The organism is Sphingobium sp., assembly GCA_035196065.1.
Classification (GTDB): domain Bacteria; phylum Pseudomonadota; class Alphaproteobacteria; order Sphingomonadales; family Sphingomonadaceae; genus Sphingorhabdus_B; species Sphingorhabdus_B rara.
Genome location: CP136575.1, coordinates 1,590,634 through 1,611,945 on the forward strand (window position 1 = coordinate 1,590,634; position 21,312 = coordinate 1,611,945).

Here is a 21,312-nt window from a genome sequence, read left to right on the forward strand (position 1 = left end):
CTCCTATGCCCGTTGACTGGAGACCGAAACAATCTCCCCTGTCATGTAAGAGGAAAGGTCAGACGCTAGGAACAGCATCACATTGGCCACCTCCCACACCTCGGCCGGGCGACCAAAAGCCTCTTTCGCCGACAATTCGGCAAGCAGATCGTCAGTGGTCACCTTTGCAAGAAAGGCGTGCATCGCAATTGATGGCGCGACAGCGTTAATGCGTACCCCATGCTCTGCCGCTTCGACGGCGGAACAGCGGGTAAAGGCCATCACGCCGGCCTTGGCTGCGGCATAATGTGCCTGTCCCTTTTGCGCGCGCCAGCCCAGCACCGAGGCGTTGTTGACGATCACGCCCGATTTCTGGGTATACATGGTCGGCAGGAAGGCGCGGCTCATGCGGAAGACGCTGTTCAGTGTCACGTCAAGGACGCGCGACCATTGGTCATCGGTCATGTCGACGACATCGGCCTCTCCGCCCAATCCGGCATTGTTGATCAGGACATCGATCCGGCCAAGTTCGGCCAGCGCGGCAGCATGGAGCGCGTCAACCTGATCCTGCGCGGTCACGTCGCACACAAAGGTTGCGGGCCGCGGCGTGCCGGTTTCTTCAGCGATCCGGTCTGCGGCTTCGCCGAGCCGGCGTTCGTGAAAATCGCTGATCAGTACGGTGGCACCTTCCTCTGCGGCACGTTTGGCCGCCGAAAAGCCGATGCCGGTGCCGGCGGCGGCGGTGACGACGACAGTCTTGCCCTTCAGCAGGCCGCGCGGTTCGGGATAAGCAGGTATTGTCATACGTCTCCCCTCGGTTCGCGCGGCATGGCGAGGCCCCGTTCTGCGATCAGGTTGCGCTGGATCTGGTTGGTGCCGCCATAGATGGTGTCGGCCCGGCTATAGAGGAACAGATTGGGCAGCATCGACCATTCATAGTCGGGATTGTCGGTGACTTCACCAGCCTGACCGAGAATATCCATTGCCAGCTCGCCGAGGCTGCGCCGCCAGCTTGCCCATTGGATTTTGTAGGTCAGTGCAGCACCATCGACCTTGCTATGGTCGGTGTTGGAAAGCATGCGCAGCGCGCCATAGCGCATCAGCCGCAGCCCGATTTCGGCCTTTGCAAGGCGCTGGCGGATCAGTGGATCGCTGGCCGCGCCATTGGCCTTGGCGGCAGCGATGATCTCGTCCAGTTCGTTGCGGAAGGCCATTTGCTGGCCCAGTGTTGATACGCCGCGTTCAAAAGCGAGCAAGCCCATCGCGATCTTCCAGCCATCGCCGACAGCGCCGATCAGGCTGTCTTCGGGGCAGGTGGCATCGGTGAAGAAGGTCTCGTTGAATTCGGCGTCGCCGTTGATCTGTTTGATCGGGCGGATCTCGATACCCGGTTGGTCGATCTCCATCATAAGGAAAGTCAGGCCCTTCGGTCCCTTTGATCCTTCCTCGGTACGGGTAACGACGAAGATCCAGTCGGAAATATGCGCAAGGCTGGTCCAGATTTTCTGGCCATTGACGATCCATGCGCCGTCTTCCAGCCGGCCCTTGGTGCGCACACTGGCAAGATCCGATCCTGCGCCGGGTTCTGAAAAGCCCTGGCAGAAAATCGTATTGCCCGCCGCGATATCAGGCAGAAAGCGCTTCTTCTGCTCTTCGGTACCAAAGGCGAGCAGTGTCGGCCCGGCAAGTTCGATACCGATATGATTGACGCGGCCGGGAACGCCAGCACGGGCATATTCCTCGGCAAAGATAACCTGCTGCGCAAGGCTGGCCCCACGGCCGCCCCATTCCTTGGGCCAGCCGATACAGCCCCAGCCATGCGCGCCAAGATGCTGTTCCCATTCCTTGCGCCGCTCGGCCTTTTCGGTAAGCGTGGTGATGCCTTTGATGTCGCGGAATTCACCCGCCATCTGGGCGTTGAGCCAGTCGGCGCATTCGGCGCGGAACGCTTCTTCCGCTGGCGAGAAACCGAGTTTCATGCCGCTTCTCCCAAAATCAGCTGTGCCACCTGTTCGCGGTGGAAGTCGCCTTTGCCCAGCATCGTCTGGATCGAACGGGCGCGCTTGAAGTAAAGGTGCGCGTCATGCTCCCATGTAAAGCCGATGCCGCCATGGAGCTGAATCATATTGCCTGCACACATGAAGAAGGTATCGGCGCAGAAGCTTTTCGCCGCATGCAGTGCAATCGGGGCCTCGTCTGACGCCTCATCGACCGCGCAGGCCGCCCAATAAACGGCCGAACGCGCCTGCTCGATTTCGATCATCATGTCGGCCAGCCGGTGCTTATAGGCTTGGAAAGACCCGATTGCCCGGCCGAACTGTACGCGTTCCTTTGCATAGGCAACGGTGCGGTCAAGCGCGGCCTGCGCTCCGCCCAGTGCCTCGGCAGCAAGGCACACCCAACCGCCTGCGTGAAGCGCATCAATCGCCGCCTGCGCGTTGGGAAGCGGGTCGGCATCGGCCGCAGCCAATGTCACCTTGGAAAGCGGACGGGTCTGGTCCATCGAGGTATAGGCTTGCACCGAAACCCCGGGGGCGTCAGCGCGTACGATCCATGCATGGCCCGGAGTGACGAACAGAAACATGTCGGCCGCCGCGCCATGCGGCACCAGATCGAATGTGCCGGTCAGCTTTCCGTCTGCATATTGCGCGGTTGCCGTGCCTTCGGCGGCGGCTATCGCTTCACCGCTGGCGAGTTTCGGCAGCCATTCGGCCTGTTGGGCATCGCTGCCGCCAGCGGAAATGGCACGCGCTGCGGTTGCCAGGCCGAGCAAGGGCAAGGCGGCCACTTGCGCGCCGGCGGCTTCAGCGACCAGCGCAAATTCCACAAGGCCGAGTCCCGCCCCGCCATGCGCTTCAGGCAGTGCTATTCCTGCAAGGCCCAGTTCGGTGCAAAAGGATTGCCACAATGCGCGGTCAATGCCGTCGGCCGACATCGCCCGGCGCGTGCGTTCCGACGTCGCATTTTCGGCGAAAAAGGCTTTCGCGGTCTCGCCAATCATGGCCTGTTCTTCGGTAAAGGCGAATTCCATCAGCCCGTACCCCATACCTTGCGGGGCGCGATGCGCTCCGAAAGCAGTTTGTCGACGGCACCGCCGACATCGGCCGGATCCCAGCATTGCCCCGCATCGACAAATGGCCCTTCGCGCCATCCATCTTCGAGCATGATCTTACCGCCTTCGAGTTCAAAGACGCAGCCGGTGACATGCGCGCTTTCGCCGCTGCCAAGCCACACGACCGTGGGCGCGATATTGGCGGGGTCCATCACGTCGAATGCCTGACCCTCGGTCGCCATTTTGTCGGCAAAGGCCTGTTCGGTCATGCGCGTGCGCGCCGAAGGGGCGAGCGCGTTTGCCGTGATTCCATAGCGTCCCAATTCCGCCGCCTGCACCAGCGTCAGCGAAGCAATGCCGCCCTTGGCAGTCGAATAGGCCGCCTGGGCAATGCTGCCCTGCAAACCCGCGCCCGACGAGGTGTTGATAATCCGCGCATCGGGATTGGCGCCGCCCTTTTGCTTTTCGCGCCAATAATTGACGGCATGACGCGACAGGCAGAAATGGCCGCGCAGATGGACATGCATCGTTGCATCCCATTCCTCGAGCGTCGCGGACACGAACATCCGGTCGCGGACGATGCCCGCATTGTTGACGATGACATGCAGGTCGCCAAAGGCATCCAGTGCTGCATCGACGATCCTCTTCGCGCCATCCCAATCGGTGATGTCTTCATAATTGGCGATCGCCTTGCCGCCCGCCGCCTTGATCTCTTCCACCACCGCATCTGCGGCCGATGTGTCACGGCCTTCGCCCTGAAGCGAAGTGCCGATATCATTTACGACGACATTTGCACCTTCCGCGCCAAAGGCAAGCGCATAGGCCCGGCCCAATCCGCGTGCGGCGCCGGTGATGATCACCGTTCTTCCTTCACAAATACCCATTACAGCCTCTCGATAATCGTCACATTGGCTTGCCCGCCGCCTTCGCACATTGTCTGCAGCCCATAGCGGCCACCGGTGCGTTCCAGCGCGCCCAGCATAGTTGTCATCAACCGTGCACCGGTACCGCCCAACGGATGGCCCAGTGCAATCGCACCGCCCTGCACATTGACCTTCTCATGCGGGATGCCGAGTTCCTTCATCCACGCCATTGGGACTGAAGCAAAGGCTTCGTTGCATTCAAAAAGGTCGATATCCTCGATGCGCATGCCCGCTTTCTGAAGCGCATATTGCGTCGCCGGAATGGGCGCGGTGAGCATCCAGACCGGATCGTCCGCGCGGACCGAGATATGATGAATCCGCGCGCGCGGGTTCAGCCCATGATCCTTCACCGCCTGTTCGGATGCGATCAGCAATGCTGCTGCGCCGTCGCAATTCTGGCTGGCAACACCGGCGGTAATCACGCCGCCTTCCTGAACGGTTTTCAGGCTGGCCAATCCTTCGAGCGTCGTTTGCGGACGAATGGTTTCATCGCGTTCCAGCCCGTTGAGCGGCGACACTTCGCGGTCGAACCAGCCATTGTCCCAAGCGGTCCGCGCCCGCAGGTGCGAGGCGAGGGCGAATTCTTCCATGGCTTCGCGGCTGATGCCCCATTTGCCCGCGATCATTTCCGCCGAATTGATCTGGTTCAACAGGCCGTCGCCATAGCGGGCAACCCAACCGGGCGAGGTGTTGAACGGATTGGAGAAACCATAAGGTTCAGCAGCGAGCATCGCCGCCGAAATCGGAATGGCGTTCATCGCCTGGCTGCCGCCCGCGACAACCAGATCCTGTGTACCGCTCATCACGCCTTGCGCGGCGAAATGCACTGCCTGTTGTGATGATCCGCACTGCCGGTCAATCGTGGTTCCCGGTACATGCTGCGGCAGACCTGCGACCAGCCAGACGGTGCGTCCGATATCGCCCGCCTGTGGGCCAATGGTATCGCAGCAGCCCCAGACAACATCGTCCACCGCGCCCGCATCAATACCCGTGCGCTCGACAAGCGCCTTGATCGGGGCTGCGCCCAGATCGGCTGGATGCAATTCTGCAAGGCTGCCTTTCTTGCGCCCAATAGGGGTGCGGACAGCATCAATGATATAGGCTTCGGCCATGAATTTTCCTTATGCGAAAGTGGCTTGCGGGCCAATTTGAAGAGCGCTTCCCAGCACAGCTTCATCGATCCGCTTCAGATGGAAGGCGCGTGATCCCCATGCCCCGGCCAGCGCCCAGCTGCGTTTCATCCAGAAATGCAGGTCAACTTCATAAGTGTAGCCCATGGCGCCATGTACCTGGATGGCAGTTTCGGCGGTCAGCATTGCTGCGTCGGTCGCGGCGACCTTGGCATGGCTGACATGGACCGGCGCAGAGGCCAGCCCGTCCTGCATTGCGGCGGCGGCGCGCCACACCACGGGCTTGGCAAATTCGATCGCGACGGCACAATTGGCCAATTGGTGTTTGATCGCTTGGAAAGCGCCGACCGGCTGACCGAACTGGGTGCGAATTTTCGCATAGTCGACCGCCTGTTGCAGCATCGCATCGGCAATCCCGACCAGCTGGGCGGCGGTCATCAGCGCGGCAAGATTCAAAAGCTGGGGGTCATCGTCCCCACCGCCCCTGACAAGCAAACGCAACGGATCTACGCTGGTCAGCGCCTCGCCGTCACTGCTATCCGCAACCCAAGGGTTGATCGCATGATGCAGCGGATATTTGACCACGCCTGCCGCAATGGCAGCCAGTTGGCTATATTCGCCCTTGGCCAAAAGCCAGGGCACCGCCACAAAGGCGGTATCGACCAACGGCTCTGTGAGGCAGTATCGTCCGCATTCAGCCGCTATCGGTGCAGCGTCGACAAGGTTGAGACCCAATCCGCCATGTTCTTCGGGAACAAGCAAGCCGGGCAGGCCCATTTCGACAAGCCCCCGCCAGATCGCCGGATCTCGTTTGTCTCCCTGATCGAGGCGGCGCAGCACTTCCTGTCCGTGAATGGCGGCCAGATAGTCGCGCACACTTTCGGTCAGCAGCAGTTGGTCTTCGGTGAAGCGGAAATCCATCTCTCTGTTCCCTTCAGCCATTACCGATACGTGGCAGGCCCAAAAGCCGTTCCGCGGTGATGTTGCGCTGGACTTCGTTCGATCCCGCATAAATCGGACCCGACAGCGAGAACATATAGCCTTCGAGCCACTGGTTGACCGAACCGTCTTCAAAATGCTTGAGTTCGGCATAAGCACCCAGAAGCTGCATCGCGGTGCGGTGCATCGAACGGTCAAGTTCCGACCAGAAAATCTTGTTCAGACTTGCCTCGGCACCGATTTTCCCGCCGGCCATGATTTTCGCGGCAACAGCATAAGTGTTGTAGGCATAGGCCTGTGCCGCCATCCATGCTTGCAGGACTGCTTCGCGCGCCGACGGTGCGGCATCCTCTTCATGCTTGCGATATAGTTCGACCAGCCGTTTCGCTGTTGCCTGGAACCTGCCGGGCGAGCGCAACATCAGGCCGCGTTCAAAGCCGGCCGTTGCCATCGCCACATTCCAGCCTTCGCCTTCGCCGGCGAGGCAATTTTCCACCGGCACGCGTACTTCATCGAAGAACAGTTCGGCAAAACCCGTGTCGCCATGCAGTTGTCGGATCGGGCGGCGGGTGATGCCGGGCGTGTTGAGGTCAAACAGGATGAAGGTCAGCCCTTTGTGGCGCTTGCTCTCCGGATCGGTGCGGAAAATGCCGAAGCCCCAGTCGGCAAAGGCGGCACGGCTGCTCCACGTCTTTTGTCCGGTGATGACATAATGGTCACCATCCCGCACGGCCTTGGATGAAATTGCGGCCATGTCGCTGCCCGCGCCGGGTTCCGACCAGGCCTGCGCCCAGATCACCTCACCCCGCGCCATCGGCGGCAGGAAACGTTGTTTCTGCTCTTCTGTGCCAAATTCCATGATCGTCGGGCCGAGCAGGAATATGCCATTCTGGTTTGCCCGGTTGGGGCCGCCGGCACGGAAATATTCTTCCTCGAAAATCAGCCACTGGATCAGGTCAAGCCCGCGTCCGCCATAGATTTCGGGCCAGGTGACCATGCCCCAATTGCCGCTGGCAAGGGTCCGTTCCCATTCGACATGGCTGTCAAAACCTTCGCGGCACTCCAGGGTAACCAGCGGCTCCTTGGGAACATGCGCCTCCATCCACGCGCGCACTTCGGCGCGGAAGGCTTCCTGTTCGGGGGTATAGTGCAATTGCATCAGAATTCGGCTGCCTTGCCCGTGTCGACGAAAGCGTCGCGTGATTTTTGGCTGTCTTCGTGCATGTACATTTCGAGGGTGAAGCCCTGTTCCCAGCGATAGCCGCGATCAACGTCGCGCGGTTCAAGGCCGTTCAATGCTTCTTTTGCGATGACCAATGCCTTGCGCGATTTGGACGCAATGACGGCGCAGAAGGCGCGTGCTTCGGTTTCCAGTGTTTCGCGCGGCACAATCTTTTCCACCGCGCCAAGGCGATAGGCCTCTTCGGCAGGGATATTGCCGCCGGTGAAAAAGGCAGCGCGCACCTTGTGCAAGGGCAACATGCGCGACAAATGGCTCGCCCCGCCCATTGCACCACGATCCACCTCGGGAAGGCTGAAATAGGCGTCGTCGGCAGCGATGATCGTGTCGCTTGCCCCGCAAATGCCGATACCTCCGCCGATCACGAATTTGTGCACCGCGCTGACCACGGGCACTTCAGCGTCGCGGATCGCCTTGAAGGTCAGATAATTGCCGCGGTTCAAAATGGTGATGCGTTCGGGATGCGCCTGCATCTCCTTGATATCGACGCCGCCACAAAAGCCACGGCCTTCGGCACGGATCAGGATGCAGTTCACGTCGGGATTGCGCCCGGCATTGGTGATGATGTCGGGGATCGCCATCCATGTGTCGCTGTCAAAAGCGTTTACGGGCGGCACGTCGAAGACGATTTCCGCGATTTTGTCCTTGATGGTGCAGGTTATGGGCATGGATTTCCTCTCAGGCCTTCAGGGCAGCAAGCGCCGTCAATCGGGCTTCGGCCTCGGCCATGATGCTATCAATCAATTGCTGGCAGTCGGGCAGGTCGGCGAGCCGACCGGCGACCATTCCGGTGGCCATCAAACCATTATTGGCGTCGCCTGAAACGACGGCGCGCTGGATCATCATGGGTGCTGCGGCGGCCATCATTGCCTGGGCAAGCGGCATTTCGCCATGTGCCGTCATGCTGCGGGCTGTTCGCAGGACATCGGCCCAGCCCATGCCCGTCTGGCGTTTCATTTCGAGGCCCGCCTCAACCGCGCGCAGCCACATCGCCGTCTTTCCTGACGCTTCGATCCGGCGGAGCAGAGGGTTCAATATCATCCGCTGCGGAATGCCATCGACCTTGGTCGATACGACAATGTCGGCGGTGCCGGCTTTGACATAGGCCGTCTTGGGACCGGTCGGCACCGGACTGTCGCTTGTCATCATGAAACGGGTGCCCATGGCAACGCCGACCGCGCCATAGGCCAGCGCCGCTGCCAACCCTCGGCCGTCAGCAAAGCCGCCCGCTGCGACCACCGGTATTTGCACGGCGTCGAGCACCTGCGGCAACAGCACAGTGGTCGGTACCGATCCGGTGTGCCCGCCGCCTTCGCCGCCTTGCACCGTCACCATGTCACAGCCAAGCTCTGCCATTTTCTGTGCATGTTTCACGGCGCCTACGGTCGGGATGCAAAGGATGCCTGCATCCTTGAACCGGCCGATCATTTTCGCATCAGGACCGCGGCCAAAACTGACCGCGCGGACACGATCCTTGTTGGCGATGATGATATCGACAATTTCGGCGGCGCCCGGCTGGAAACTGTGGAAATTGACCCCGAAATCATGCGGTGTCAGATCCCGTAGCCGGGCGATTTCCTCGCCAAGCTCCGCCGGTGACATCACCGCTGCGGCCAAGAAACCAAAGGCGCCGGCATTGCTGGTTGCGGCCACGAGCTGCGACGTCGCGATCCAGCCCATTGCTGTCTGGATAACAGGCACGCGGCAACCCAGCGCATCGGTAAGCGGCGTTTTCAGCAACGGCTATTATCCCGCTTTGTTGGAGGCAGCGGCCGATTTGCCGCTGACGCCGCCGATAGAATCGCCGGTGACAAGGTCATTTTGCGCATGGGCGAAATGGTGCATGTGGAACACGGCATCCATCGCGCTACGCTTTCCGCGCAGTTCCTCAACATGGTTGACCGCCTGTTTCGTCAGCCAGTTGCCCAGCCGCGAATTTTTCGCGAGTTTGGCCGCGATTGCGGCTGCGGTATCGCGCAGTTCCTCGCGCGGAACGACGCGGTTGACCATGCCGAAACGTTCGGCGCGGCTTGCCGGCATCCGTTCGCCTAGCAACAGGAATTCCTTTGCGACACGGGGCGGCAATTCATAGGCGTGCGCGAAATATTCAACGCCGGGAATGCCCATCAGCGGCACAACCGGATCCTGGAAAAAGGCATCCTCGCTGGCAACGATCAGGTCGCAGATCCATGCAAGCATCAATCCGCCGGCGATACAGGCGCCTTGGACCATTGCCACCGTCGGCTTGGGAACATCGCGCCAGCGACGGCACATGCCAAGATACTGCTCCTGTTCGCGGGTGTAGAGCAACTCGGCCGCTGGCTTGTTCGTATGCGGCGCGACCATCAGCCGCTTGTCGAATTCATGATGCAGATCGCGGCCCGGGGTGCCGATGTCATGCCCTGCCGAAAAATGCTTTCCAACGCCGCCCAGAACGATGGCTTTGACCGCATCGTCGTTGACTGCGCGCTGAAAGGCATCATCCAGTGCGTAGGTCATCTGACCGTTTTGCGCATTGTTGAAATCGGGCCGGTTCATCATGATCCACGCGACCCCGTCTGCCACTTCATACAGGATCGGGCTGTCGGTCTCGTAGGTGATGTCGACTTTCTTTGGTTCGACCAGTCTGTCCATCTCAGTCTCTCCTCGCGGGCGGATTGTCTTTTATAACCGATCCACGGAAATTATGCGGATCGAGCCCGTTGATGATATCCATCTGTTCTGCGGTCGGCATGGGCGTTTCGCCAAGATCGCCTTTCAGCAGTTCAAAACCCGTCGCTGCCTGCACCTCGTCAAAGCTGACACCCGGATGCAGCGATATGACGCGGATGGCGTGATCGGGCCCGCCAAAGTCCATCACGCACAAATTGGTGACAATCCGGCGTAATTCGACGCCTGAGAAATTGCCGCCGGCAACGCGCTTGGCCGGATTATAACCGACGCCCGAGACCATATCGACTTCGCCTTCTACGAATATGCGGGTCGAATGGGCAGGGAAGAAGAAGCTGTTCGGGTGGTAAATCCCGTTTCCGGGGAAGCCGCGCACGCCCAGCATCTGCGTCTTGGGCTGGGCATGGGTGCCGCCAAGATAAGACAGGTTGATCTGGCCGAAGCGGTCGATCTGGGTTGGTGTGACCATGGCATGGCGGCGGCCTGTCCACACCGCGCTATCGAAAAAGCGCGAGAAGGGCAGATGGCCTGCGGCCTTGCGGTCGTCATAGCCACGCGGACCAAGCGGCACCGGCTGTTCGACCAGATAGGCCTCGCCATCGGTCATCATCAGTTCTGGGGTATGGGTCAGCTTGGCAAGGCCAGCGCCCAGCCGCGGCACGGGGCCGATGCCGGTTGCGATTACCTCTCCGCTGCCGCGAAAGGCATCGGCGCAGGCGACGATGCAGAGTTCAGCCAGTGTTGCCATCAGTAAATCGCCAGCGGGATGTTCATCACCGCTTCCTTTCCGCCCAGACTATCCAGATAAGCCGCCTCGTTGTCGCCGACAAAACGGTCAGTCACCGCGCCCCAGTCACCCGGGTCGCGCGCTGCATCGGCATAGGCCTTGAACGCCTTCATGTCGGGCCCGTAGAGTGGCGGCATCGAACTGGGATGTGCGCCACATGCGATTTCGGTGACGCCGCTGACAAAACAACGTTCGAAGACATTGGCCCGCGCATCCTGCGGGTAATGGTCTTCCATTCGGTCGACCAGTTCCTCACAGCTGACATAGGTATTGGTCGCCGCCTTGGCGAACCATTCGTCATAATAGGTATCTGCGCCCAGCAGTTGCACATTGCCCCGCCAGTCGCAGCGATTGACGTGAAGCAGCGCCGCATCAAGCTTGAGTGCGGGCATCGCGATCAGCGTTTCGCCATCGGCATAGGGCGACTTTACCGTCTTCAGTCCCCCCAATTCGGCAAGATCGGTGCCCAGGCCCACCCGCGTCGGCAGAAAGGGCAGGCCGAATGCTGCGGCTTTCAGACCCCATTGGAACATGCCTTCGTCCAGTTCGAGCACGTCGATCTGCCCGGCCTCACGAGCTTTGCGAAACCATGGTTCCAACGGGATAGCGTCGAGCGAGACAAAGGCGAATACCAGTTTCTTCACCTTGCCAGCCGCGCACAGCATCCCGACATCCGCACCGCCATAAGCGACAATGGTAAGGTCTTTGAGATCAGACCGGAGGATTTCACGGATCAGCGCCATTGGCTTGCGCCGGGGCCCCCAGCCGCCGATTCCCAATGTCATGCCGTCGCGGAGTTGGCCGACAATGGCGGCCGGTGTCATGCGTTTATCAAGGGTCACTCGGCTGCCTCCGCCTGGGCGTCTTTCATTGCCTTTTGCCAGGCCCATTCATGGCCCCAGATGCTGATGCCTTCATGCCGGGTGACTTCCCACTTGGCTGGGTCGATCACCAGACTGTCACAGCCGATCTCAAGGTCAAAGCCTGATGGCGTCTGGACGTAGAAGCCTACGGTTTCGTCGTTGAAATGCTGCCCGATCGAGGCGGATTCGGCATATCCAAAGGCTTTCATGCGATCATGTGCTTTGCCGACTTCGATCAGGTTTGGATATTCGAGCATGATATGCACCGCGCCTGAGGGCGGCACCGGGCCTTCGCCAAATGCGATGCTGTGGTGGCGGCCATTTTCCGCGTGGAGAAATGCGAAATGCATGGGCGGCGCTTCCGGCCCCATCAGATGGAAGGCGGGCATATCGGTTTGGTGGAAGCCGATAACATTGCAGTGGAAATCGCGCACTTCGGCAAAATTAGGCGCGCTGAAAACCGCATGGCCCATGCCCATGTCGCCGGTGACAAAACCGGGGACGCCGACGGGTGAGGCAAAGGCTTCGTCCGTTGCGCTATCGCCATAGTAGAATTCCAGCCCGTTGCCGGCAGGGTCGGTTGTGCGGAAGCCTCCGGTGACGCAGCGCGATTGCGCTTCGGCATCCGTAAAGGTTTCGACCGGCTGGCCAGCAGCCCTTATCCGGTTAGCGAGATCAGCAAGGTCTGCGGCATCGGCCACTTCATATCCCGCAGCCTTGAACCAGTCGCGATGCGACTTTTCGAGGCGGAAACGAAACGGCCGCTGGTCGATGCGATATTGCGCTGCGCCGTCCAAGGCATTGTGCGTGCGCATCACACCCGCCACCTGAGTTAGGAAATGGTCCCACTTATCAGGCTGCGCGGTTTCAATCACTACATAGCCAAGCGCCTTAACCCCCATCGCTTAGGCTCCTTTCACAAGATCTAGAAAATATGGACGTTCGCCGCCGCCATCGACCTGAATGCGCGCGCCGCTTACCCATTGGGCAAGATCGGAAGCGAGCCACAGAACGGCGCCTGCAATATCATCGCCCGTGCCCATCCGGCCGAGCGGCATCGAGGCCCCTACCTTTGCCTGAGATTCGGCATCCCCATAGGTAGCTTCGGCATTTTCGGTGGTCATCAGGCCAGCAATGATTGCGTTCACGCGGATGCCGTCTTTGCCCCATTCCTGCGCAAGGCTTTGCGTCAGATTGAGGAGGCCGGCCTTGGATGCGCCGTAAAGGGCAGTGCCGGGCGAGGGACGTGCGCCGGAGACGCTGGCGATGTTGATGATGCTTCCTGATCCGGCGCGCGCCATGTGCGCATATGCGGCCTGTGCCATATATAGGGGGGCAAGCATGTTCAGCTTCACCAGCGCATCGACAAAGCGTGGCGATGCAGTTGCGGCATCATGCGAGGGCGATCCGCCGGCATTATTGACCAGAATGTCCAGTCTGCCCTTGCTGGATGCGACGCCGTCGACAAAAGCTTTTGCAGCATCGGGATCGCGAATGTCGCAGGGTATGAAATCGACGCCGTCAGGCAGCGAATCGGGCGCGTTGCGTCCGCAAATTGCTACGCTGCATCCGGCCTGCGCCAGTTGCGCCGCAACGTCGCGACCAAGGCCGCGGGTTCCGCCGGTAACGATAGCGACCTGACCAGAAAGGTCGATCCTCGATTTCATTACATCTGACATGTTATTTTTACTCGTATCGAAAGTGAAAGCGCTTTTCAATTGACGATTTGCGTATTGAATGGCAGAAAAATTTACGAATGTCGCTTCTCAATATGGTTTGAGTCGACAAACTGCGGGAGAAACGCAAATGGCAACGGTTGTCGCCATGCAGGACCGTTCTGTGTCCATTCCTTCGGCCGAAGAGCTTGTTGCTCGTGCAAAGGCCATGATTCCGACATTGAAGTCGCGCGCCAAACAATGTGTCGCGCAGCGCAATGTCTCTGTCGAAACGATCGCTGAAATGCAGGAGGCGGGTTTTTTCCGCATTCTTCAGCCCAAACGCTGGGGTGGTTTCGAAATGCACCCCAATGTGTTTTTCGATGTTCAAAAGGCATTGGCCGAAGGCTGCATGTCCACAGGCTGGATGTATGGCGTGCTTGGTTGCCACCCCTATGAAATGGCGCTTTTCCATGACGAGGCGCAGGTCGAGGTGTGGGGCGAGGATGCCTCCATGCTGGTGGCGTCCACTTATCAGCCGGTCGGCCAGGTAAAGACTGTCGAGGGCGGCTTCCGCCTCTCCGGCCATTGGGGTTTTTCCACCGGTTCGGTGCATTGCGGCTGGGTGTTGCTCGGCGCGCTGGTGTGGCCGGATGACGTTCCGGGTTCGGGCCCGCCCGACATGCGCACCTTCCTGTTGCCGCGCAGCGACTATGCGATTGGTGAAGATGCTTGGCACACTTTCGGGCTGCAGGGCACCGGCAGCCATGACATCATCGTCGACGACGTATTCGTTCCGGAATATCGCACCCATCGTGCGATCGACGGTTTCCTGTGTCAGAATCCCGGGCAGGCGGCCAATGACGGTCCGCTCTACACATTGCCTTGGGCGCAGGTCTTCACCCGTTCGGTCTCGACTGCGGCCTTTGGTGGCGCTCAGGCTGCGATCAATGCGGGTATGGCGATCATGCAGGATCGCGTGTCGACCAACACCGGAAAGGCATCAAAGGCCGATCCCATACTCCATGCTGCACTGGCACGCGCCATTTCAGAGAAAAGCGAAATGGAGACGACGCTGCGCCTGACGTTCGAAGAACTGATGGGCTATGCCGAGCGTGGTGAACCGATCCCAATGCAGAAGCGCGCCTTCTTCACCTATCAGTCGAGCAATGTTGTGCGTCGCCTTGCTGATCTGGTTGACGATATCGTCAAACTGCTTGGTGGCCGGGCAATCTACATGACCAGCGACATCATCCAGCCATGGCTGGATCTGCATGCTGGCCGCGCGCATGTTGCCAATGATCCTTCGAACCGCACGGCTGACGTTATCGGCACGATGCTGGGTGAAGAGCCCGCTTTCACCTTCCTCTGAAACAGGGACCGTTCATGGCCGAACTTGCGCTGAAGGATTATCGGGTTGCTGGCGATTATGACATAAGGATCGCTGAGGCAGGCGAGGGGCCTGTTATTGTCTTTATGCATGGCAGTGGCCCGGGCGCTTCTGGCGCTTCGAATTTCAGAGACAATTGGCCTGCTTTTGTGGCGGCCGGTTATCGTGTGATCCTGCCTGATCTGATTGGCTATGGTGCATCGTCCAAGCCCGAGGGCATCGACTATACGCTGCAGCTGTTCACCGACACGCTTTACGATGCGCTGCGCCAGCATGGCATCGAAAGGGCAAGTCTGGTGGGCAATTCCTTGGGTGGCGGCATCGCTATCCAGATGACGCTGGATCATCCGGAGTTTACCGATCGACTAGTGTTGATGGCGCCGGGCTGCATCGAGGAACAGGCGAGCTATTTCACCATGCCCGGCATAGCCAAGATGGTGAGCGGCTTTGGCAGCCCCGATTTCAATCTAGAGGAACAGAAACGGCTGGTGTCGAACCTGGTCCATCCCAGCTTTGCGCCAAAGATTGCGCAGGCGCTGGTCGAGGAAAGATTTGCCGTCGCCCGCACCCAGCCAAAGGATGTCCTGGCGCGGATGCGTACGCCCAATCTGGGCCCGCGTCTTGGCGAACTTAAACAGCCCATATTGGTGATGTGGGGCCTGCAGGATGAATTCTGCCCCGAAAGCGGCGCACGCCATTTCCTCGACGCCGGTTGCGATGTGCGCACATTGACCTTCAACCATGTCGGCCATTGGGTGCAGGTGGAGCGGGCCAGCGAATTCAATCGTTATTCGCTCGAGTTTTTACGTGATTGATGGCTATCCGCTGATCCCCGAAGAATTGCCCGCGCAGTTCAAGGCGGCGATGCGCCGGCTGGCGGCGTCGGTTTCGATCGTTGTTGCCAAGGGGGATGACGGCCCTGTTGGAATAGCGGCCACATCGATCACGTCATTGACGGTGGACCCGCCAGCGTTGCTGGTTTGCGTCAATCGTACAACCAGCCTGCACGCATTGCTCGTGCCCACCGCGCCCTTATCGATTAATCTGCTTGGGCGTGACCAGAAAATGATTTCTGCCGCATTTGGCGGCGGCACCCCGCGTGAGGAACGGTTTGGCATCGGCGAATGGGTGGAAGGCGATAACGGCCTGCCAAGCCTTTCGGGTGCGCAGGCCAATCTTGAATGTGTGATCGACGCAATGCTTGCTTATGGCACGCACAGCATCGTTATCGCCCGCGTGTTGCGGGCGCGAGTGAGCGACAGTGTTGACCCGCTCATCTATCAGGACGGGGGATATTTGTGAGCGTCCACAGCCAATATGGATCGGCCCTTTATGAAGCGCTGCGCGACCGTAGGACGCTGCCGCCGCTGATCGAGCAAAATGCCGCGCTGACCATGGATGATGCCTATGCGATCAGCCTCGAATTCCTAGCGCTGCGCCGCAAGGATGGCGAACGTGTCGTCGGCAAGAAAATCGGCGTCACCTCCAAGGCGGTACAGGATATGCTGGGCGTGCATCAGCCCGATTTCGGCTTCCTGACCGACTGGATGCACATAGACGGCGACATCGATGTCGACGCCAAGGCCCTGATTGCGCCGCGCGCAGAGGCAGAGATTGCCTTTGTCTTGAAAGAAGGGCTGGCGGGTCCGGGCATCACGGCAGAACAGGTGATCGCCGCTACTGACTATATCGCGCCCTGTTTTGAAATCGTCGACAGCCGGATAAGCGACTGGAAAATTTCGATCGTCGATACCGTCGCCGACAATGCAAGCTGCGGCGTTTTCATTCTGGGCGACGCCAAGGCTGATCCGCGCGATCATGATCTGCCGTCGCTGCATGTGACGGTGACCAAAAATGGTGCGCCGCTGTCTGAAGGATATGGCAATGCGGTGCAGGGCGATCCTGCGCAGGCGGTGGCTTGGTTGGCCAATACATTGGGCACTTATGGCGTCACGCTGGATGCAGGCGATATCATTCTGTCGGGTTCGCTCGTGCCACTGGAGCCGGCGGTCAAGGGCGATGTGTTTGAAATGACGTTGCACGGCGTGGGGACGTGCACCGCCAAATTTATATGAGGGAAACAGCGTGAAGCGCGTCAAGGCGGCAATCATCGGTTCGGGCAATATCGGCACTGACCTGATGATGAAGATGATCAAATATCCGCAGAATATGGAACTGGCGGCAGTGGTCGGTATCGATCCAGAGTCTGAAGGGCTTGCCATGGCACGCGAGCATGGCATTGCCACGACGCATGAAGGGATAGAGGGGCTGAAGAAGCTGCCCTGCTATGCCGAGATCGGCATCGCCTTTGACGCGACCAGCGCCTATGCGCACAAGGATCATGATGCAGCCCTGCGCGCGGACGGTATTCAGGTCGTCGACCTGACGCCCGCCGCCATCGGCCCGTTTACGGTGCCTCCGGTGAATATGGAGGCGCATCTCGACCAGCCTAATGTTAACATGGTGACCTGCGGCGGGCAGGCAACAATCCCGATGGTCGCTGCGGTGGCGCGGGTTTCCGATGCCGTCCATTATGCAGAGATTGTCGCGTCTGTATCTTCGCGCTCTGCTGGGCCGGGGACCCGTGCCAATATTGACGAATTTACCCGCACCACGGCGCGCGCGATCGAGGTTGTTGGTGGCGCGGCCAAGGGCAAGGCGATCATCATTCTCAATCCGGCCGAACCGCCGATGATCATGCGTGATACGGTGTTCACCCTATCCGAAGGCGGCGACGAAGATGCGATCCGCGCATCTGTGAAGGCGATGGTCGCCGAGGTGCAGAAATATGTGCCCGGTTACCGCCTGAAACAGGAAGTGCAGTTCGAACGTTTTGGCGACAACAACCCGTTGAAAATTCCTGGGTTGGGTGAGTTTACCGGCATCAAATCAATGATCATGCTCGAGGTTGAAGGGGCCGGCGATTATCTGCCGCCTTATTCTGGCAATCTCGATATCATGACGGCTGCGGCCAAGGCTACCGGCGAACTGCTTGCCGCGCGCCGCATGGGTCAGGAAGGGGCAGCGGCATGACGGCGCAGTTCAATGTCGAGGCGGGCGACAAGCTTTATATTCAGGACGTAACCCTGCGCGACGGGATGCACGCGATCCGTCATATGTATGGCATCGATCATGTTCGCGATATCGCCAAGGCGTTGGACGAGGCCGGCGTCGACGCGATCGAGGTGGCGCATGGCGATGGCCTGAACGGCCTCAGTTTCAATTATGGCTTTGGCGCCCATACCGACTGGGAATGGCTGGAGGCCGTCGCTGAGGTTTTGACGAAAAGCGTGCTGACCACGCTGATCCTGCCCGGCGTCGGCACGGTTGATGAATTGCGCCGTGCTTATGATCTGGGTGTACGCTCGGTGCGCGTGGCAACGCATTGCACCGAGGCGGATGTATCGAAACAGCATATCGGCATCGCCCGCGACCTTGGCATGGATGTCTCCGGCTTTCTGATGATGAGCCACATGATCGAGCCGGATTTGCTGGCAAGCCAAGCCCTGCTGATGGAAAGCTATGGCGCGCAATGCGTCTATGTGACGGACAGTGGCGGTGCGCTCGATATGGATGGCGTTCGCGCACGTTTCGAAGCCTATGACCGCGTGCTGAAGCCCGAAACACAGCGCGGCATGCACGCACACCATAATCTTTCGCTTGGTGCGGCCAACAGCATCGTGGCAGCGCAATGCGGCGCAGTGCGTATCGACGCCAGCCTTGCCGGTATGGGCGCAGGTGCAGGCAACGCCCCGCTGGAAGTCTTTATCGCCGCCGTCGACCGCAAGGGCTGGAACCATGGCTGCGATGTGATGAAACTGATGGATGCCGCCGAAGAACTGGTGCGTCCTTTGCAGGACCGTCCGGTGCGCGTCGACCGCGAGACATTGAGCCTTGGCTATGCGGGCGTCTATTCCAGCTTCCTGCGCCACGCCGAAAAGGCGGCAAATGATTATGGCCTCGATACGCGCGAAATTCTTGTCGAACTTGGCCGGCGCAAGATGGTCGGCGGGCAGGAGGATATGATCGTCGACGTCGCACTCGATATGCTGAAGGCGAAAAATGGCTGAAATATCGCTACACAAACCTTTCCCTGCAGCCGAGGTCGCAGGCTGGGACTTTGAAACCGACGTTGCGATTATCGGATTTGGCGCGACCGGAGCTTGTGCGGCGATTGAGGCAGCAGATGCCGGGGCGCAGGTGATGTTGTTCGAACGCAATTCGGGCAGCGGCGGCGCATCGGGGCTTTCGGGCGGCGAAATCTATATCGGCGGCGGTGGCGGCACCGATGCGCAGCGCGCGGCGGGTTTTGAAGACAGCACCGAAGATTTCATCGCTTATCTGAAAGCCGCCGGAGGGCCATGCGTAGACGAGGCAAAATGCGAACATTATGGGCGCGAGGCGCTCAACCATTTCGCATGGCTCAAGGCGCAGGGCGTGCCCTATCGCGGCAATTATCTGCCTGGTAAGCATATCGAACCAACCGACGATTCAACATTGATCTGGTCGGGTAGTGAGGCGGCAGCCCCCTTTTGCGACATCGCAAAGCCTGCTCCGCGCGGCCATACCATCCAGCATATGGGCTGGGGCGGCGGACGTCCGCTTGTCGACACGCTTGAAGCAACGGCGCGCGCAAAGGGCGTAGAGGTGGTGGTCGATGCCCGGGTCATGGGGTTGATCGAGGATCAGGGTCGGATCGTCGGTCTGGTGGTGCGGATCGACAACCAGAACCGCTTCGTCCGCGCACGCAAAGGCGTGGTGCTTGCGACCGGCGGCTTTGTGATGAATGAAGAGATGCGGCGCAAATATTGCCCTGAAACCTTCAAAATCACGACACCGATCGGCGACAAGGACGACGGCATGGGCATCATGCTCGGTCTTGGTGCCGGGGGTGAGGCGATCCATATGGAGCAGTTCTTCACGACCTGTCCCTGGACGATGCCTGAGCCCCATGCCTATGGCGTGTTTGTCAATGTCATGGGCCAGCGCTTCATCAATGAGGATTGCTACCATGGCCGGGTCAGCCGCTGTGCGGTCGACCAGCCGGGTGGCAAGGTCTATCTGCTTCTCGACAATGCGCATTTCATCCAGCCGATGGACTTTGCCCAGATGACCATTGCCGGCACTGGCGATAGCTGGGAAGAGGTTGAGGCCGAGCTTGAAATGCCGAAAGGCACGTTGTCGGCGACCATGGCGATCTACAACGCCCATGCGCATGAAGGGCGCGATCCGCTCTTTGACAAAAAGCCGCCAATTCTCACTGCGCTGGATCAGGGGCCGTTCATCGCGCTCGAGCTCAACTTCCAGACGAGCTATTTCAGCTTTTTCACGCTTGGTGGTCTGAAAACATCTGCCCATGCCGAGGTGCTGGATCGCACAGGCGTGCCGATTGCCGGCCTCTTTGCTGCGGGCCGTTGCACATCGGGCCTCCCCGCCTGGGGGCATGGCTATAGTTCAGGGATGAGCCTTGCCGATTGCACCTTTTTCGGGCGACAAGCGGGCATAGGGGCCGCGCGGGGATGAGCGGGGAGCTGGCTGTCAATGCGCTTCTCCAACAGGCGCGAGAGGCAACCGGGCTTTCAGATTTTGGCGACGATTGGTTTCTGCGCCCGTTGACGCGGCTGGTTGACGATGTGAACCGCGAGGCGGGGCTCGTCTCGCCGGAAAGTAGCGCCGGCGCACGTATCCAGGGTGCGCTCGCCGACCGGCTGCAATTGGAGCAATATTTCAAGGACCATCCAGAAGCCGCGCAAGAACCGATTGATCTTGCCTGCGCTATCATCGGTCTGCCGCGCACCGGGTCGACGATGGTCCACCGGCTGCTCGCCGCTTCACCGAAACTGACAGCCTTATGGTGGTGGGAAACCGCCTTTCCGTTCCCGCTGCCCGGTGAGGCGATGGATGATCCCGCGCCCCGGCAGGAGGCAGCAAAGGGCATGGTTGATTGGTTGCTTTCCGAATGGCCCGATTTCGAAAGCATCGATCCGATGGATGCAATGGCGATCAATGAAGAGGTGGTGCTGCTCGACCGCACTTTCCTGTCGACCACTTATGATTCCATGATGCCGATTCATGGCTATGGCCATTGGCAGGCGGAGCAGGACCATGAACCGGCGATCCGCGATCTTTACCGTTTCATGCAGGTGATCCAGCACCAGCGCGTGGCGCGGGGCGAGGAGCGGCGGCCGTGGGTATTCAAGACACCACATTATGTGATGGGTGCGCTGGCCGGGCTGCTGAAGGTCTGGCCTGACGTAAAGCTGGTGATGACGCACCGCGATGTCGGTGACGTGCTGCCTAGCTATTGCAGCATGTGCGCATCGCTCTCGGTCAATTCGTCGACCAGTTACCGCAAGGAAGAGCAAGGCGCGCATTGGACGCGGCGCTTCCGCGATGGCCTGAACCGGCTGGAAGCCATCCGGGCTACATTGTCAGAAGGGCAGGTGATCGATGTCGCCTATCGCGATACGGTGACCGATCCGCAGGGCACGGGCGAAAAGATCCTTGCTGCATTGGGTTATGCGCCGGATGCCGACGACCGGCAGGCGATGCGGCAGGCAATTGCGGCCAATGGGCGCGAGGCGAGACCGAAACACAAATATTCGGCCGCCGATTTTGGGTTGACGCCTGAGGGCATTGCCCAAGATTTTGCCGATTATCACAAAAAATATCTAAGCTGAGGAG

At 59.8% G+C, this 21,312-nt stretch carries 22 protein-coding genes; 8 read left to right on the forward strand and 14 right to left on the reverse strand.

Annotated features, from left to right (window positions below):
* Nucleotides 1-3: 3 nt before the first annotated feature.
* The 14 genes from RSE16_07625 to RSE16_07690 are packed head-to-tail and all read right to left on the reverse strand — an operon-like array spanning nt 4 to nt 13,262.
* Nucleotides 4-783 carry an SDR family oxidoreductase gene (locus RSE16_07625; GenBank protein ID WRH74606.1) on the reverse strand — a complete coding sequence of 260 codons (780 nt, stop codon included), beginning with the start codon at nt 781-783 and terminating at the stop codon, nt 4-6.
* Complete coding sequence (locus RSE16_07630) at nt 780-1,958, reverse strand: acyl-CoA dehydrogenase family protein (GenBank protein ID WRH74607.1); 1,179 nt, start codon at nt 1,956-1,958, stop codon at nt 780-782. The genes RSE16_07625 and RSE16_07630 overlap by 4 nt, the downstream gene beginning before the upstream one ends.
* The gene (locus tag RSE16_07635) at nt 1,955-3,010 is read right to left on the reverse strand and encodes an acyl-CoA dehydrogenase family protein (GenBank protein ID WRH74608.1); all 1,056 of its coding nucleotides are present in this window, start codon (nt 3,008-3,010) and stop codon (nt 1,955-1,957) included. Before RSE16_07635 ends, RSE16_07630 begins: the two co-directional genes overlap by 4 nt.
* A complete protein-coding gene (locus tag RSE16_07640; protein WRH74609.1) occupies nt 3,010-3,915 on the reverse strand; it encodes an SDR family oxidoreductase in 906 nt (301 codons plus the stop codon). The genes RSE16_07635 and RSE16_07640 overlap by 1 nt, the downstream gene beginning before the upstream one ends.
* Entirely contained in the window at nt 3,915-5,066 is a 1,152-nt protein-coding gene (locus RSE16_07645) for an acetyl-CoA C-acetyltransferase (GenBank protein WRH74610.1), read from the reverse strand. The genes RSE16_07640 and RSE16_07645 overlap by 1 nt, the downstream gene beginning before the upstream one ends.
* A gap of 9 nt (nt 5,067-5,075) precedes the next feature.
* A complete protein-coding gene (locus RSE16_07650) occupies nt 5,076-6,005 on the reverse strand; it encodes an acyl-CoA dehydrogenase family protein (GenBank protein ID WRH74611.1) in 930 nt (309 codons plus the stop codon).
* 13 nt (nt 6,006-6,018) lie between these two features.
* Nucleotides 6,019-7,182 (reverse strand): acyl-CoA dehydrogenase family protein, encoded by a 1,164-nt coding sequence (locus tag RSE16_07655; protein ID WRH74612.1) that lies wholly within the window; start codon nt 7,180-7,182, stop codon nt 6,019-6,021.
* The gene (locus RSE16_07660; protein ID WRH74613.1) at nt 7,182-7,931 is read right to left on the reverse strand and encodes an enoyl-CoA hydratase family protein; all 750 of its coding nucleotides are present in this window, start codon (nt 7,929-7,931) and stop codon (nt 7,182-7,184) included. The genes RSE16_07655 and RSE16_07660 overlap by 1 nt, the downstream gene beginning before the upstream one ends.
* Nucleotides 7,932-7,941: 10 nt before the next feature.
* The gene (locus tag RSE16_07665) at nt 7,942-9,003 is read right to left on the reverse strand and encodes a nitronate monooxygenase (protein ID WRH74614.1); all 1,062 of its coding nucleotides are present in this window, start codon (nt 9,001-9,003) and stop codon (nt 7,942-7,944) included.
* 6 nt (nt 9,004-9,009) lie between these two features.
* Complete coding sequence (locus RSE16_07670; protein WRH74615.1) at nt 9,010-9,897, reverse strand: enoyl-CoA hydratase; 888 nt, start codon at nt 9,895-9,897, stop codon at nt 9,010-9,012.
* Between the two features lies 1 nt (nt 9,898).
* Entirely contained in the window at nt 9,899-10,681 is a 783-nt protein-coding gene (locus tag RSE16_07675; GenBank protein ID WRH74616.1) for a ketoacid CoA transferase, read from the reverse strand.
* Complete coding sequence (locus tag RSE16_07680) at nt 10,681-11,610, reverse strand: CoA-transferase (GenBank protein ID WRH74617.1); 930 nt, start codon at nt 11,608-11,610, stop codon at nt 10,681-10,683. The genes RSE16_07675 and RSE16_07680 overlap by 1 nt, the downstream gene beginning before the upstream one ends.
* Entirely contained in the window at nt 11,559-12,485 is a 927-nt protein-coding gene (locus tag RSE16_07685) for a VOC family protein (GenBank protein ID WRH74618.1), read from the reverse strand. Before RSE16_07685 ends, RSE16_07680 begins: the two co-directional genes overlap by 52 nt.
* 3 nt (nt 12,486-12,488) lie before the next feature.
* Nucleotides 12,489-13,262 (reverse strand): SDR family oxidoreductase, encoded by a 774-nt coding sequence (locus tag RSE16_07690; GenBank protein ID WRH74619.1) that lies wholly within the window; start codon nt 13,260-13,262, stop codon nt 12,489-12,491.
* 127 nt (nt 13,263-13,389) lie between these two features.
* Between RSE16_07690 and RSE16_07695 the strand changes: the two genes are divergently transcribed.
* Genes RSE16_07695 through RSE16_07730 form a run of 8 tightly spaced genes read left to right on the forward strand, consistent with a single transcriptional unit; the run spans nt 13,390 to nt 21,308 of the window.
* Nucleotides 13,390-14,610, forward strand: a complete 1,221-nt coding sequence (locus tag RSE16_07695) for a flavin-dependent monooxygenase (GenBank protein ID WRH74620.1) — start codon at nt 13,390-13,392, stop codon at nt 14,608-14,610.
* A 14-nt stretch (nt 14,611-14,624) separates the two neighbouring features.
* Nucleotides 14,625-15,443 (forward strand): alpha/beta hydrolase, encoded by an 819-nt coding sequence (locus RSE16_07700; GenBank protein ID WRH74621.1) that lies wholly within the window; start codon nt 14,625-14,627, stop codon nt 15,441-15,443.
* A complete protein-coding gene (locus RSE16_07705) occupies nt 15,436-15,930 on the forward strand; it encodes a flavin reductase family protein (GenBank protein ID WRH74622.1) in 495 nt (164 codons plus the stop codon). The genes RSE16_07700 and RSE16_07705 overlap by 8 nt, the downstream gene beginning before the upstream one ends.
* Entirely contained in the window at nt 15,927-16,703 is a 777-nt protein-coding gene (locus tag RSE16_07710; protein ID WRH74623.1) for a fumarylacetoacetate hydrolase family protein, read from the forward strand. Before RSE16_07705 ends, RSE16_07710 begins: the two co-directional genes overlap by 4 nt.
* A 10-nt stretch (nt 16,704-16,713) precedes the next feature.
* Nucleotides 16,714-17,661 (forward strand): acetaldehyde dehydrogenase (acetylating), encoded by a 948-nt coding sequence (locus RSE16_07715; GenBank protein WRH74624.1) that lies wholly within the window; start codon nt 16,714-16,716, stop codon nt 17,659-17,661.
* Nucleotides 17,658-18,698 (forward strand): 4-hydroxy-2-oxovalerate aldolase, encoded by a 1,041-nt coding sequence (gene dmpG / locus RSE16_07720; protein ID WRH74625.1) that lies wholly within the window; start codon nt 17,658-17,660, stop codon nt 18,696-18,698. Before RSE16_07715 ends, dmpG begins: the two co-directional genes overlap by 4 nt.
* The gene (locus tag RSE16_07725; GenBank protein WRH74626.1) at nt 18,691-20,151 is read left to right on the forward strand and encodes an FAD-dependent oxidoreductase; all 1,461 of its coding nucleotides are present in this window, start codon (nt 18,691-18,693) and stop codon (nt 20,149-20,151) included. Before dmpG ends, RSE16_07725 begins: the two co-directional genes overlap by 8 nt.
* Complete coding sequence (locus RSE16_07730) at nt 20,148-21,308, forward strand: sulfotransferase (protein ID WRH74627.1); 1,161 nt, start codon at nt 20,148-20,150, stop codon at nt 21,306-21,308. Before RSE16_07725 ends, RSE16_07730 begins: the two co-directional genes overlap by 4 nt.
* The last annotated feature ends 4 nt before the right edge of the window (nt 21,309-21,312 follow it).